Below are 13,808 nucleotides of genomic sequence, written 5' to 3'. Positions count from 1 at the left end.
CCCGACGCTGCCGCAGGCCGGACAGGCGACCGGGTCGCCCTCGGCCGCCGCCGGCTTGTCGTCAACGATCATGCGAGGGCTGCCTCCCGGCCTGATCTTTCCGCCGCTCGTCGTCGTGTCGCCTTCGCGGCAGGTATAGCGCCGATGCATCATCGTCCTCCGAAGGCGCACGGCATGTGCGCGGCAGAAAGATGACGATAGGACGTCAACCGGGGTCTGTCTTTGGGAGGATTCTGAAAAATCCGACGAATCTTTACGGTGTCCGCGTGCCCCACTACAGGGGTATTAGCGGAATGGGACCGCATGATGCGGTTCCAAAGAAGAGTCTCAGAGGACTAGCACCTCCTGGCAGGTGCCCCCTGCCGGGGTGCGCACAAAAAAAGGTTCTTCACGCATTACCGGGGATCAGCTAGGTCGTGCAAGCGGCCCTCCTTGCCGAACGCGGAGGACCTGTCTGAGCAGCGAGGGTGGGCACCGAAGACTCTGCGCCTCACCGTCCAAGCCGCTGGAAACATGCATTCGCCTGGCGAATGAACCGATGTATCCACGCAGCGTCCCCGGACTTCCGTGAAGAACCCGAAAAAAGGCCGCGATGATCGCGGCCTTTCGTGTTTCGTGCTGCCCGCGGCGCTTAGACGGCCTGGGCGGGATGGGCGTAGGAGATGGGGGCCTTCGCCGGATCCTTGAAGCTGACCTCTTCCCACGCGGCGGCATCGGCCATGAGGCTGCGGAGCAGTTTGTTGTTGAGCTCGTGACCCGACTTGTGCGCGGAATACGCGCCGATCAGGCTGTGGCCCAGCATGTAGATGTCGCCGATGGCGTCGAGGATCTTGTGCTTGACGAACTCGTTGTCGTAACGAAGGCCGTCCTCGTTCAGCACACGGTAGTCGTCGAGTACAACGGCGTTATCCATCGAGCCGCCGAGTGTGAGATTACGCTCACGAAGCATTTCGATGTCGCGCATGAAACCGAACGTGCGGGCGCGGCTGACTTCCTTGACGAACGACGTGGTCGAAAAATCCATTTCGGCCTGCGAATTGCGCTTGTTGAACAGCGGATGGTCGAACTCGACCGAGAAGCCCACTTTGAAGCCATCGAATGGCTCGAGCTTCGCCCACTTGTCGCCATCCTGCACGATGACCGGCTTTTTGATACGGATGAAGCGCTTGGCTGCGTCTTGTTCTTCGATGCCGGCAGACTGGATCAGGAACACGAACGGGCCCGCGCTGCCATCCATGATCGGCACTTCCGGCGCGGAAAGGTCGACATAGGCGTTGTCGATGCCGAGACCGGCCATTGCCGAGAGCAGGTGCTCGACGGTGGAAACGCGGACATCGCCATTCATCAGCGTGGTGGACAGACGCGTGTCGCCGACGTTCTCCGGGCGCGAGCGCAACTCGACCGGCGGATTGAGATCAGTACGGCGGAATACGATGCCCGTATTCGGCGCCGCGGGACGCAGCGTCATGTATACCTTGTCGCCGGTATGGAGACCGACGCCAGTGGCGCGAATGATGTTCTTTAGCGTGCGCTGCTTGATCATGTTGGGCAGAACCTTGTGGCAGCAGCCTTGAGTAACCGACATGCTAACACAGTCTTAACCTCGGAATAAACAAACCGGACGGTACAGTCCAGCAATATGCTTCACTATTCCTTCAGCAACACCGAGAGTCATTCTCATTTACTTTGCGACTGATTCTCCGCCCATTCAAGCACTTGCAAGTAACTGATATCGCTTGCAGCTTTCCGTAAGGAACACGGGAGTGGCCCCGCCGCCCGGACGGGACGGCGGCGGGTACCCCAGGACGATTCCAGCATCGTGCCGGAACGTCCTCACGTTTTCCTTAACGTGTCTGGCGTTAGTACCGGTCAGTCGGCCTGGCGACGCAAGAACGCAGGAATATCCAGGTAGTCGATCGCCGGCTCCGCGTTCTTCTGCGACTGCACGGGTTCGGAGCGGACCGAAGGCACGATATCGGCCTGCGCGTAATCCACTACTTCATTGCCGGTACCCGTGCGGAGCACGACCGGACGCGGACGCTGGCGCATTTCCACGTGCTGCTGCACCGGCTGGCGAACCGGCTGCTTGGCCGACACGCCACGGTTGAGGCCCGTGGCCACCACCGTAACGCGAACGTCGTCCTGCATGTCCGGATCGAGCGACGTGCCGATCACCACGGTCGCATCTTCCGAGGCGAAATCGTGGATCACCCGGCCGATCTCGTCGAACTCGCGCATCGTGAGGTTCGGGCCAGCGGTGACGTTCACGAGGATGCCGCAGGCACCGGACAGGTTCACGTCCTCCAGCAGCGGGTTGTTGATCGCCGCTTCGGCGGCGGCCTGGGCGCGATCGTCGCCGCGGGCGGTGCCCGAACCCATCATCGCCATGCCCATCTCGCTCATGACGGTGCGGACGTCGGCGAAGTCGACGTTGATCAGGCCCGGGGCCGTGATCAGGTCGGCGATGCCCTGGACCGCGCCCTGGAGCACGTCGTTGGCGGCCTTGAAGGCGTTCAGCAGCGTCACTTCGCGGCCGAGCACCGACAACAGCTTCTCATTCGGCACGGTGATCAGCGAATCCACGTGCTGGGACAGGTCCTCGATGCCCTTGAGCGCCACCTGCATGCGGCGACGGCCCTCGAACGGGAACGGCTTGGTCACGACCGCCACGGTGAGGATGCCCTTTTCCTTGGCCAGCTGCGCCACGACCGGCGCAGCGCCGGTACCCGTGCCGCCGCCCATGCCGGCGGTGATGAAGACCATGTCCGCGCCTTCGAGCATTTCCTCGATGCGCTCGCGGTCTTCCAGAGCGGCCTGGCGGCCGACTTCCGGATTGGCGCCCGCGCCCAGGCCCTTGGTGACGTTGCCACCGAGCTGGAGGTGGGTACGCGAGGCGCAGCTCTTCATGGCCTGCGCGTCGGTATTGGCGACGACGAACTCGACGCCTTCGATGTTGGCATTGACCATGTGCGCCACGGCGTTGCCGCCGCCGCCGCCCACGCCGATGACCTTGATGACCGCATTCGGTGCCAGTTTTTCGATCAGTTCAAACATTTCCCGTCCTCCGCAGAACTTTGTTTTATTGGTTTATGTCCCGTGACCGACTCCTGTCGGCCGCGGGTTGCGGGCCTTCCTCTTGCCCCGGCGCCCCCATTCCTTCGGGCACCGGCCATCCGGTAAATCAGAAATTCTTGGTGAACCAGCTTCGGAACTTCTCCACGACGCTGCCGACGTTGCCGACGGCGGAACCGGTGTGACGGACCCCACCGCTCGACCGCGAGCCGTGCAGCAGCAGGCCCACGCCGGTCGAATGCAATTCGCTGGAAACGACGTCGCCCAGGCCTGACACGTGCTGGGGCACGCCGATGCGGACCATCTTGTGGAAGATCTCCTCGGCCAGTTCCAGCGCGCCTTCCATGCGCGACGCGCCGCCGGTCAGCACGATGCCGGCGGCGACGAGGCTTTCGTAACCCGAGCGGCGCAGTTCGTCCTGCACCATCTCGAAGATCTCCTCGTAGCGCGCCTGCACCGACTGGGCGAGCGCCTGGCGGGCAAGACGGCGCGGCGGGCGATCGCCCACGCTCGGCACCTGGATGGTTTCTTCCGCGTGCGCAAGCTGGGCCAGCGCGCAGGCGTACTTGATCTTGATCTCTTCCGCATGCGCTGTCGGCGTGTGCACGCCATACGCGATGTCGTTGGTGACCTGGTCGCCGCCCACGGGCAGCGACTTCGTGTAACGGATCGCGCCCTGGGTGTAGATGGCGATGTCCGTGGTGCCGGCGCCGATATCGACCAGGCACACGCCGAGTTCGAGCTCGTCCTCGGTCAGCACGGCCTTCGCGCTCGCCACGGCCGCAGGCACCAGCTCGTCGACCGACAGCCCGCAGCGCTGGATGCACTTGGAGATGTTCTGCACCGCGCTCGCCGCACCGGTGACGAGATGCACGCTGGCTTCGAGGCGCACGCCACTCATGCCCACCGGATGCCGGATACCGTCCTGGCCGTCGATGCGGTACTCCTGCGATTCCTTATAGAGCACCTTGCGGTCGGCCGGGATGGCGACCGCGCTGGCGGCCTCGAGGACCTGCTCGAGGTCGGCCGCCATCACCTCGCGGTCGCGGATGGCCGCGGTGCCGTGCGAGTTGCGCGTTTCCAGGTGGCTGCCGGAGATCGACGCATACACCGAGCGGATGTCGCATCCCGCCATCAGCTCGGCCTCTTCCACCGCGCGCTGGATGGAGTGCACGGTGGATTCGATGTCGACCACCGAGCCGCGCTTCATGCCGCGCGACACGTGAGTGCCGATGCCGATGACCTCGATCGGTTCGCCGGGCTCGTATTCGCCGACGATCGCAACCACCTTCGAGGTGCCGATGTCGAGGCCGACGACGAGCTGTTTGTCGTTCTTGTTTCTCATGGGTTGACTCAGCTTCCGACCTTGGGTGTGGCCGTGGTTTCCGGCTCCGGCCACCGGATGGCGAATCCGTTGGTGTAACGAAGGTCGGCATAGGCGAAACCGCCGTGCCGACCGGCGACGAGTTGCGGGTAGACATCGAGGAAACGGGCGAGGCGGCGATCGGCCTGGTCGCGATCGCCAATCACGATCTCCGCACCGCTGTCGGTGGTGACGCTCCAGCTGCCGCGTTCGCTAAGGGAGACGCCGACGATCGACAACTGCGCCCTTCCCTCGAAGGCTTTGCGCGCCTGCGCGTAGAAGCTCACCACTTCGGCCAGTCGCGAATCCGGTCCGCTCAACCGCGGCAGGTCGCCCATCTGGTCGGCGCCCGGCGCATCGAACACCAGACCCTGGCGGCTGATGAGGCGGCTTTCGTTCCAGCGCGCGAAAGGTTGGCGCTCGTAGACGCGCAGCAGCAGCGTATCCGGCCAGCGCTTGCGCACTTCCACCGATTCCACCCAGGGCAGGGCACCGATCGAACGGCGCACGTCCTCGAGGTCGGTGGCGAAGAAGCCCTTGCCGAGACGCGGCAGCACGACGCTGCGGATCTGTTCGGCACTGACGTGCGCGAACTCCGCCTCGACCTTCAGCTGCGTCACGGGCCAGCGGCCCGCGGCGAACCAGCCTTGCATCACGCCGACCACGGGCAGCACCACCAGCGTGATGGCGATGCCCCAGGCGACGATCCGCGTGGCGGCGGCTCCCTTCATGCCTTCGCGCCCTCCCGCTGCATCGAGGTTTCGAGGATCCGCCAGCACAAGGCGGGGTAATCCATGCCCTCCGCGGCGGCGGCCTTCGGCACGAGCGAGTGCGAGGTCATGCCCGGCGTCGTGTTCACTTCCAGCAGCCAGTTACGTCCATGGCGGTCGCGCATGATGTCGACACGGCCCCAGCCGAAGCAGCCGACGGCGTCGAACGCGCTTAGCGCGAGCGCGCGCATCTCGTCCTCGGCGGCACCGGACAGGCCCGGGACGATGTACTGCGTGTCCTCGGCGATGTACTTGGCGTCGAAATCGTAGCGGGCGGTCTTGGGCACGATCTTGATCGTCGGCAATACCTCACGGCCGAGCACCGCGACGGTGAATTCGCCGCCTTCGTTCGCGTCGCCCTCGATGAGGGTTTCCATGAGCAGATCGCCCGGATAACGGCGTGCGAGTTCCACCGCCGCGTCAAGACCGGACTCGTCGAACACCCAGGTGATACCCACGCTGGACCCTTCCAGGGCAGGCTTCACGATCAGCGGGAAGCCGATCTCGCGCGCCGCGATGTGTATGTCGGCTCCGCGCGGCAGCACCTTGAACTTCGGTGTCGGCAGGCCGAGGGAGAGCCACACGTGCTTGGCGCGCACCTTGTCCAGCGACAGGGCCGAGCCCAGCACGCCCGAACCGGTATACGGCACGCCAAGCGACTGCAGCGCGCCTTGCAGCTCGCCGTTCTCGCCACCCGCGCCATGCAGGATATTGAACACGCGCGCGAAGTGGCCGGCGCGCACGGCGTCGAGCAGCGCGGGAATGCCATCGATGGGGTGCGCATCCACACCGCTGTCGCGCAGGGCACCGAGCACGCCGCGTCCGGAATCCAGGGATACCTCACGCTCGGTCGACTGGCCGCCCATGACCACGGCGACGCGACCGAAGTCGGCGGCGTCGGTGACCAGGCGGGGAAAACGGTTATTGCTCATCTTATCTGTCCATCCTTAGGTTTCCGGCCGCAGCCAGTTCGATCGCCACGGCACCGATATCCCCGGCGCCCAGCAGCAGAATCAGGTCGCCGTCGCGAGCAAGCGCCGGCAAGGTGTCGCGCAGGTCGCGCGGGTGGTCGACCAGCACCGGATCGGTCTTGCCGCGCGCGCGGATAGCGCGTGCCAGGGCCTTGCCGTCGGCACCGGGAATCGGCGCTTCACCGGCCGGATAGACCTCGGTAAGCACCAGCACATCCACTTCGGCGAGCACGTTGGCGAAATCGTCGAGCAGGTCGCGCGTACGGCTGTACCGGTGCGGCTGGAAGGCCACGACGAGGCGGCGCTCCGGCCAGCCGCCGCGCGCGGCGGCGAACACGGCGGCCAATTCGCGCGGATGGTGTCCATAGTCGTCCACGAGCAGCGCACTGCCATTGTCCAGGGCGATTTCACCACGCCGGTGGAAACGGCGGCCCACACCCTGGAAGCTGGCAAACGCGTGTGCGATGGCCGCGGCGTCGACGCCGAGCTGCCAACCCACGGCCGCCGCGGCAAGCGCGTTCTGCACGTTGTGCCGGCCGGGCAGGTTCAGTGTCACCGGCAGCGCCTCAGCCATGCCGGGCAAGCGTAGGTCGAAGTGCATCTCGAAGCCGCCCTGGCGCACGTTCGTCGCGACCACGTCGGCGGCCGCGTTGTCGATGCCATAGGTCAGCATGCGACGCGAGGTGTCCTGCGCCAGCTTCGCGGTTTCCTCATCGTCGATGCAGAGCACGGCCATGCCGTAGAACGGCAGGCGGTGCAGGAAATCGCCGAATGCCTTCTTCACCAGGGCGAAATCGCCTTGGTAGTTCTCCAGGTGGTCGGCGTCGATGTTCGTCACCACCGCGATCACCGGCGAGAGCATCAGGAACGAGCCGTCCGACTCGTCGGCTTCCGCGACCAGGTATTGGCCCGTGCCGAGGCGAGCGTTCGCGCCCGCGGCGTTCAACTGGCCGCCGATGACGAAGGTCGGATCGTAATCGGCTTCCGCGAGCACGCTGGCGACGAGGCTCGTGGTGGTGGTCTTTCCATGCGTGCCGGCGATGGCGATACCGCGACGAAAGCGCATCAGCTCGCCGAGCATCTCCGCACGCGGCACCGCCGGGATGCGCGCCGCGCGCGCGGCTACCAGTTCCGGATTGTCGGCGCGGATGGCGCTGGAGGTCACGATCACGTCGGCACCGTCCACGTTGGAGGCTTCGTGGCCGATATGCACCTCCACGCCCAGCTTCGCGAGGCGATCGGTCGTCGGTGACGGCGCGCGGTCGGAACCGGACACGCTATAGCCGAGGTTGCACAGCACCTCCGCTATACCGCTCATGCCGACGCCGCCCACGCCGATGAAGTGGACACGGCGGAACGAGGTCATGAAATCTTCGTGGGCACGCAAACGACCGGGCGTCATGCGGAAACCTCCATGCAATGACGGGCAATCGTTGCTGCGGCGTCGGGCTTGGCCAGCGTGCGGGACGCGTTGGCCGCGGAAAGGATCCGCACGCGGTCGCCCAACAGGTCGTCGAGCATCTTCGCGAGCAGATCCGGCGAATCGTTCCTGGCCAGCATGGCGTCGGCGACGATGCGCGCGCCACCGGCATCCACCATGGCCCGGGCATTGGCCGTCTGGTGGTCGTCCACCGCATGCGGAAATGGCACCAGCAAGGCCTCGAGGCCGGCGGCGCAGAGTTCCGCCACCGTCAGCGCGCCGGCGCGGCATACGACCACGTCCGCCCACTCATAGGCCCCGGCCATGTCTTCGATGAAGGGCACGACGCTCGCCGCCACGGCGGCTTCCGTGTACGCGTCGAGGGCTTCCTGCAGGCCGCGCTCGCCTGTCTGGTGCACCACTTCAGGCATCGTGGCGCCGGCTGACGCCATGCGCGACAACGCGCGCGGCACCGCGAGGTTGAGCGTGCGCGCACCGAGGCTGCCGCCAAGCACCAGCAGGCGCGGACGGCCGTCCCGCGCGGCGAAACGCTCCGCCGGCGGCGCCAGCGAAGCGATCCGCGCGCGCACCGGATTGCCCACCCATTCGCCATTCGGCAGCACGTTCGGGAATCCGGTGAGTACCTTCTTCGCGAAGGATGCGAGCTTGCGGTTGGTGAAACCGGCCACCGCGTTCTGTTCGTGCACCACGAGCGGAATGCCTGCGAGCCGCGCGGCCACGCCGGCGGGACCGGCCACGTAGCCGCCCATCGAGAGCACGCAGCGCGGACGAAGGCGGCGCAGAAGCTTCAGGGAGGCGAACAGCGCGCTGGCGAGCATCACCGGGGCGAGCAGGCGGGTCTTCATGCCTTTGCCGCGGAGGCCGCCGACGGCCACCGTGTGCAGATCCAGTCCATGCGCCGGCACGACGCGCGTTTCCATGCCGCCTTCCGCACCCAGCCAGGCCACCGGCACGCCGCGCGAGCGCAGCTCGTCGGCCACCGCGAGGCCCGGAAAGATGTGGCCGCCCGTGCCTCCAGCCATGATCAGCACCGGCGCGCTCATGCCAAGCCTCCGGCAGCGGCGGCGGCATCGGGTACGGCGTTCGCCGGCAGGCGCACGGCGGTCTGGCGCGCGTCTTCCGCGCGATTGATCTCGAACGTGGCGCGCAGGAGCACGCCGACCATCGCGCAGGTCATCAGCACGGACGAACCGCCCGAGCTGATCAGCGGCAGGGTCAGGCCCTTCGTCGGCAACACGCCCAGGTTCACGCCGATGGACACCATCGCCTGGAAGCCGATCATCAACGAGATGCCATAGGCCACGTAACCGGAGAAGCGGTGGCCGAGTTCCACGCCCTTCAGGCCGATGTACAAGCCACGGCCCACCAGCACGATGTAGAGGAAGATCACCAGCATGATGCCTGCGAGGCCGAGTTCCTCGGCGAGCACCGCCAGGATGAAGTCGGTATGCGCTTCGGGCAGGTAGAACAGCTTCTGCACGCTCGAGCCCAGCCCCACGCCCGTCCACTCGCCACGGCCCACGGCGATCAACGCCTGGGTGAGCTGGAAGCCGTCGTTGAACGGATCCTTCCACGGATCGAGGAAGGAGGTGAGGCGCTTGATGCGGTAATCCTCGGCGGTGGCCGCATAGATCAACGCGGGCACCAGCGGCGTACCGAGCAGCACCAGGTTGCGCATCCGTGCGCCAGCCAGCCACACCATGCCGACGGTGGTGGCGACGACCAGCGCCGCCGAGCCGAAGTCGGGTTGCGCGAGAAGCAGCAGGACGATGAAACCGGCGACGCCCACCGGCTTCACCACGCCGAACAGTTCGTACTCCACGCCTTCGCGGTGGCGCACGAGGTAACTCGACAGGTAGGCGACAAGGATCAGCTTCACCGCTTCGACGGGCTGGAAACTCGTCACCAGCAGATTCACCCAGCGCCGTGCGCCGTTGATGCGCATGCCGAACACCGGCAGGAACACCATCAGCAGCATGATGATGCCGACGAGGAGAAGTAAGAAGCTGTACTTTTCCAGTGTCTTCAATTCCGTACGCATGGCTGCGCCGGCGAGGCACGCGCCGAGCACGAGGAAGACGAGGTGGCGCTTCAGATAGTAGAACGCGCCCTGGTGCGAGCCGTCGGCCACGGCGATCGAGCTGGAGGTGACCATCACCACGCCCAGCGCCGCCAGTGCGAGCGCGGCCACGAGCAACGGGAGGTCGAAGCTCCCCCGTGGGCCCTGACGGCGTTTCGCCTGCTTGTTGCCGATGCCGAACATGTCTCTCAACGCACCTTCAAGGTAGCCAGACCGATAAGCACCAGCACCACGCTGATGATCCAGAAGCGCACGATGACCCGGGGTTCGGGCCACCCCTTCAATTCGAAGTGATGGTGGATGGGCGCCATGCGGAAGATGCGTTTGCCGCGCAGCTTGAAGCTGCCGACCTGGAGCATCACCGACGCGGTTTCCATCACGAACACGCCACCCATCACAAGCAGCACGATCTCCTGACGCACGATCAGCGCCACGCAACCGAGCGCGGCGCCGATAGCCAGAGCGCCCACGTCGCCCATGAAGACCTGCGCCGGATAGGTGTTGAACCAGAGGAAGCCGAGCCCGGCGCCCGCGAGCGCGCTGCAGAAGATCGCCAGCTCGCCCGCGCCCGGGATCGACGGAATACCGAGGTATTCGGAGAACACCTTGTTGCCGGCCAGGTAGGCGAAGATGCCCAGCGCGCCGGAGACCAGTACGCTCGGCATGATCGCGAGCCCGTCCAGTCCATCGGTGAGGTTCACCGCGTTCGAGAAACCGACGATGATGAAATAGCCGACCACGACGAAGAACAGGCCCAGTGGGATCGCCACCTGCTTGAACAGCGGCACGTAGAGCGCGATCTCCGCGGGCAGCTGGTGGGTCTGGTAGAGGAACACCGCGGCGCCCAGGCCGAACACCGACTGCCAGAAATACTTCCAGCGGCTGGCGAGGCCGCGGCTGTCCTTCAGCACCAGCTTGCGGTAGTCGTCGTAGAAACCGATGACGCCGAACAGCAGCGTGACCAGCAACACCACCCAAACGTAGCGGTTACCGAGGTCCGCCCAGAGCAGCGTGGCGATGCCCACGGCGAACAGGAGCAGCAGGCCACCCATGGTGGGCGTGCCAGCCTTGGCGAGGTGGGTCTGGGGACCGTCGCTGCGCACCACCTGCCCCGCCTTCAGCGCGGCCAGCTTGCGGATCAGCAGGGGGCCGAGCAGCAACGACACGGCAAGCGCGGTCAGCGCCGCCATGATCGCGCGGAAGGTGATGTACTGGAACAGATGCAGCGACGTGAAGTGCCGGGCCATCCATTCCGCCAGTTCAAGCAGCATCGGAGGCTCCTTCAGCGTACTTCTTCAATGCGGCCGCGACCCGGTCCATGCCCGAGGAGCGCGATCCCTTGACGAGGCACGTGACGCCCTCGTGGATCTGCGCACAGGCGGCTTCGATAAGGCTTTCCTGCGTGGCGAAATGCTGTGCGCCCGGGCCGAAGGCCTCCACCGCCGCCGCGCTCTTCACGCCGGTGGCGAGCAGGCGTTCGATGCCGCGCTCGTGCGCGAGGCGCCCGATGCCGGCATGCAGCTTCAGCGTATCGGGGCCCAGTTCGGCCATGTCGCCCAGGACCAGCCAGCGCTCGCCGCGAGCCAGCGCCAGCGTGTCGATCGCCGCGGCGGCTGACCCGGGGTTCGCGTTGTAGCTGTCGTCGATCAGGACCCAGCCTCCCGGCATCGGCTCCAGGTCGAGGCGGCCGGCGAGGTGTGGCACCTGCTCCAGTCCTTCGACGATGAGTTCGACGGGCACGCCCAGCGCCGTGGCGATCGCCGCGGCGGCCAGCGCGTTCGCCACGTTGTGCCGGCCCGGCATCGGAAGGTGCACGTCCCCGTCGCCATGCGGCGTGGACAGAACGAAGTGCGTGCCGTCGATGCGCTCCTCGACGATGTCGGCGCCGATGTCCGCGCGATGGTCCAGCGCATAACGCAGGATCCGTCGCGAACCGGCCAGGTTGGCAAAGAACCCGGCGAAACGCTCGTCGTCGGCATTGACGATGGCCACGCCGTCGGCCGGCAGGGACCGGTACAGCGCGCCTTTGGTTTCGGCGACGCCTTCGATCGTGCCCATGCGCTCAAGGTGCGCGGGCGCGATGGAATTGACGAGGCCGATATCGGGCCGTGCGATGGCGGCCAGGTAGTCGATGTCGCCCGGCTTGCCGGCACCCATTTCGAGCACGGCGTAGCGCGTGTCCCGGGGCATGGCCAGCAGGGTCAACGGCAGGCCGATCTCGTTGTTGTAATTACAGGCGTTGACGTGCGTGCGGCCGTGCCGCGACAGGATCGACGCGGCGAGGGTCTTCACCGTCGTCTTCCCGTTCGAACCGGTGATGCCGATGACACGCACGTCACGCTGGGCGCGCACGGCGCTGGCCAGATCGCCAAGCGCCAGCTGCGTATCGTCGACGATCACCTGCGCGATGGGCACATCGACAGGATGGGTGACGAGTGCGCCGACGGCGCCACGTTCGGCGGCAGCCGCGACGAAGTCGTGCGCATCGACGCGCTCCCCCGGTAGCGCTACGAACAGGTCGCCGGCTTTCAGCGTGCGGGTGTCGATGGAGAAGCCGGTGACCTCGGCGTCGGCGCCCTGCAGGCGGCCTCGCGTCCAGAGGGCGACGGCGGACAGGCGCATCATGCGCGGACTCCTTTCTTGCTCGATTCCATGGCCTCACGGGCGACGGCGAGGTCGTCGAAGGGACGCTTGCCCTCCGGACCTTCCTGATAGGTTTCGTGTCCCTTGCCGGCGATGAGCACGACATCGTCGGCCTTCGCATCGGCAAGCGCCAGGGCAATGGCCTGCGCACGGTCGCGCTCGACCATCACCGTTTCGGGGTGGCTGAAGCCCGTCACGATCTGGGCGATGATCGTGTCGCCGTCTTCCGTGCGCGGGTTGTCGTCGGTAACGATGACGACGTCGGCCAGGCGCTCGGCGATGCCGGCCATGATCGGACGCTTGCCCTGGTCGCGGTCGCCACCGGCGCCGAACACGCAGATCAGGCGGCCCTTCGTGTGCGAACGCAGCGCCAGCAGGGCCTGCTTCAGCGAATCGGGTGTATGCGAGTAATCGACCACCACCAGCGGCTTACGGCCGTCGCCGCCCAGGCGGCTCATGCGACCGTTCACCGGTTCCAGCGATTCCAGTGCGGCGTGGATGCGCTCGAACGGCTCGTTCAGTGCACCAAGCACTGCCGCCACGGCGAGCAGGTTGGCGACGTTGAAGCGCCCGAGCAGCGCGCTCCGCACCGTGCGCATGCCCCACGGCGTGTTCAGGTTGAAGGACAGGCCCTTGGCCGAGGTGACGATGATGTCGGCGCGGACCTCTGCATCCTTCTCGGTGCTGTCGCTGGCCATGGATGTGCGCAGCTTCGTCACGCCTCCCGGCAGGCCCTTCGCCAGCTTCGCGCCGAACGGATCGTCCACGTTGATGACGGCGGTGCGCAGGCTTTCGAACGCGAACAGCTTCGCCTTGGCCGCGCCATATGCTTCCATGGTGCCGTGGTAGTCGAGGTGGTCGCGGGTGAGGTTGGTGAATACCGCCACGTCGAAGGCGATGGCATTCACCCGGCTCTGCTCCAACGCGTGCGACGACACTTCCATCGCCACGTGCGTGGCGCCGGCATCGCGGAACTCGCCGAGCAGCGCCTGCATGCTGATCGCATCCGGCGTGGTGCGCTCGCCTTCGGCCATGGCGCCATGCAGGCCCGCACCGAGCGTGCCGACCGTAGCCGGCTTGCGGCCCAGGAAGGCCAGCGCCTGCGCGATCAGCTGCACGGTGGACGTCTTGCCATTGGTGCCGGTGACACCGACGACGTCGAACGCGGCTGACGGATCGCCGAAATAGCGCGCGGCGATGGCACCGGTCTTTTCGCGCAACCCGTCGACACCGATCACGGGCACGCCCCGATCGGATGCGTCGAACGGGGGTTCGGCGAGGATGGCCACGGCGCCCTGCGCCACGGCCTTCGCCGCGAACTCCATGCCGTGGTCCTTCGTGCCGCGCAGCGCGACGAAGGCATCGCCGGCGGTGATATCGCGTGAGTCGAGCGACAGTCCCGAAACGACGATGTCGCCGGCTCCGGTCGAGCTGGCGAAACCCTGCAGAAGGTCGTTGAGGTTCATGC

General features: G+C 66.3%; 12 protein-coding genes. All 12 read right to left on the bottom strand.

What is annotated here, in order from left to right; all coding sequences use genetic code 11:
• Positions 1-150 (bottom strand): PAAR domain-containing protein (locus VGM71_RS17675; RefSeq protein WP_414675098.1); only part of this gene is annotated, 150 nt, incomplete at its 3' end.
• Positions 151-631: 481 nt separating this feature from the next.
• Entirely contained in the window at positions 632-1,543 is a 912-nt protein-coding gene (lpxC, locus tag VGM71_RS11345; RefSeq protein ID WP_331545137.1) for a UDP-3-O-acyl-N-acetylglucosamine deacetylase, read from the bottom strand.
• 326 nt (positions 1,544-1,869) lie between these two features.
• Positions 1,870-3,054, bottom strand: coding sequence for a cell division protein FtsZ (ftsZ, locus tag VGM71_RS11340; protein WP_331545135.1), 1,185 nt, complete (start codon positions 3,052-3,054; stop codon positions 1,870-1,872).
• A gap of 127 nt (positions 3,055-3,181) precedes the next feature.
• Positions 3,182-4,417 (bottom strand): cell division protein FtsA, encoded by a 1,236-nt coding sequence (gene ftsA, locus VGM71_RS11335; protein WP_331545133.1) that lies wholly within the window; start codon positions 4,415-4,417, stop codon positions 3,182-3,184.
• Between the two features lie 8 nt (positions 4,418-4,425).
• Positions 4,426-5,166: a cell division protein FtsQ/DivIB gene (locus VGM71_RS11330; RefSeq protein ID WP_331545131.1), complete on the bottom strand. Its 741-nt coding sequence runs from the start codon at positions 5,164-5,166 to the stop codon at positions 4,426-4,428.
• Positions 5,163-6,137, bottom strand: a complete 975-nt coding sequence (locus tag VGM71_RS11325; protein WP_331545129.1) for a D-alanine--D-alanine ligase — start codon at positions 6,135-6,137, stop codon at positions 5,163-5,165. The genes VGM71_RS11330 and VGM71_RS11325 overlap by 4 nt, the downstream gene beginning before the upstream one ends.
• A 1-nt stretch (position 6,138) precedes the next feature.
• Entirely contained in the window at positions 6,139-7,578 is a 1,440-nt protein-coding gene (gene murC / locus VGM71_RS11320; RefSeq protein WP_331545127.1) for a UDP-N-acetylmuramate--L-alanine ligase, read from the bottom strand.
• Positions 7,575-8,660, bottom strand: coding sequence for an undecaprenyldiphospho-muramoylpentapeptide beta-N-acetylglucosaminyltransferase (gene murG / locus VGM71_RS11315; RefSeq protein ID WP_331545125.1), 1,086 nt, complete (start codon positions 8,658-8,660; stop codon positions 7,575-7,577). The genes murC and murG overlap by 4 nt, the downstream gene beginning before the upstream one ends.
• The gene (gene ftsW / locus VGM71_RS11310) at positions 8,657-9,880 is read right to left on the bottom strand and encodes a putative lipid II flippase FtsW (protein ID WP_331545123.1); all 1,224 of its coding nucleotides are present in this window, start codon (positions 9,878-9,880) and stop codon (positions 8,657-8,659) included. The genes murG and ftsW overlap by 4 nt, the downstream gene beginning before the upstream one ends.
• Positions 9,881-9,885: 5 nt before the next feature.
• Positions 9,886-10,968, bottom strand: coding sequence for a phospho-N-acetylmuramoyl-pentapeptide-transferase (gene mraY / locus VGM71_RS11305; protein ID WP_331545121.1), 1,083 nt, complete (start codon positions 10,966-10,968; stop codon positions 9,886-9,888).
• Complete coding sequence (locus tag VGM71_RS11300; RefSeq protein WP_331545119.1) at positions 10,958-12,322, bottom strand: UDP-N-acetylmuramoyl-tripeptide--D-alanyl-D-alanine ligase; 1,365 nt, start codon at positions 12,320-12,322, stop codon at positions 10,958-10,960. Before VGM71_RS11300 ends, mraY begins: the two co-directional genes overlap by 11 nt.
• Positions 12,319-13,806, bottom strand: coding sequence for a UDP-N-acetylmuramoyl-L-alanyl-D-glutamate--2,6-diaminopimelate ligase (locus VGM71_RS11295; RefSeq protein WP_331545141.1), 1,488 nt, complete (start codon positions 13,804-13,806; stop codon positions 12,319-12,321). Before VGM71_RS11295 ends, VGM71_RS11300 begins: the two co-directional genes overlap by 4 nt.
• Positions 13,807-13,808: the final 2 nt, after the last annotated feature.

Origin of the sequence: Luteibacter sp., assembly GCF_036499525.1 — a bacterium.
Lineage (GTDB): Bacteria > Pseudomonadota > Gammaproteobacteria > Xanthomonadales > Rhodanobacteraceae > Luteibacter.
The sequence above is the reverse complement of the archived record's forward strand: the minus strand, read 5'-3'. Positions and strand labels throughout refer to the sequence as shown.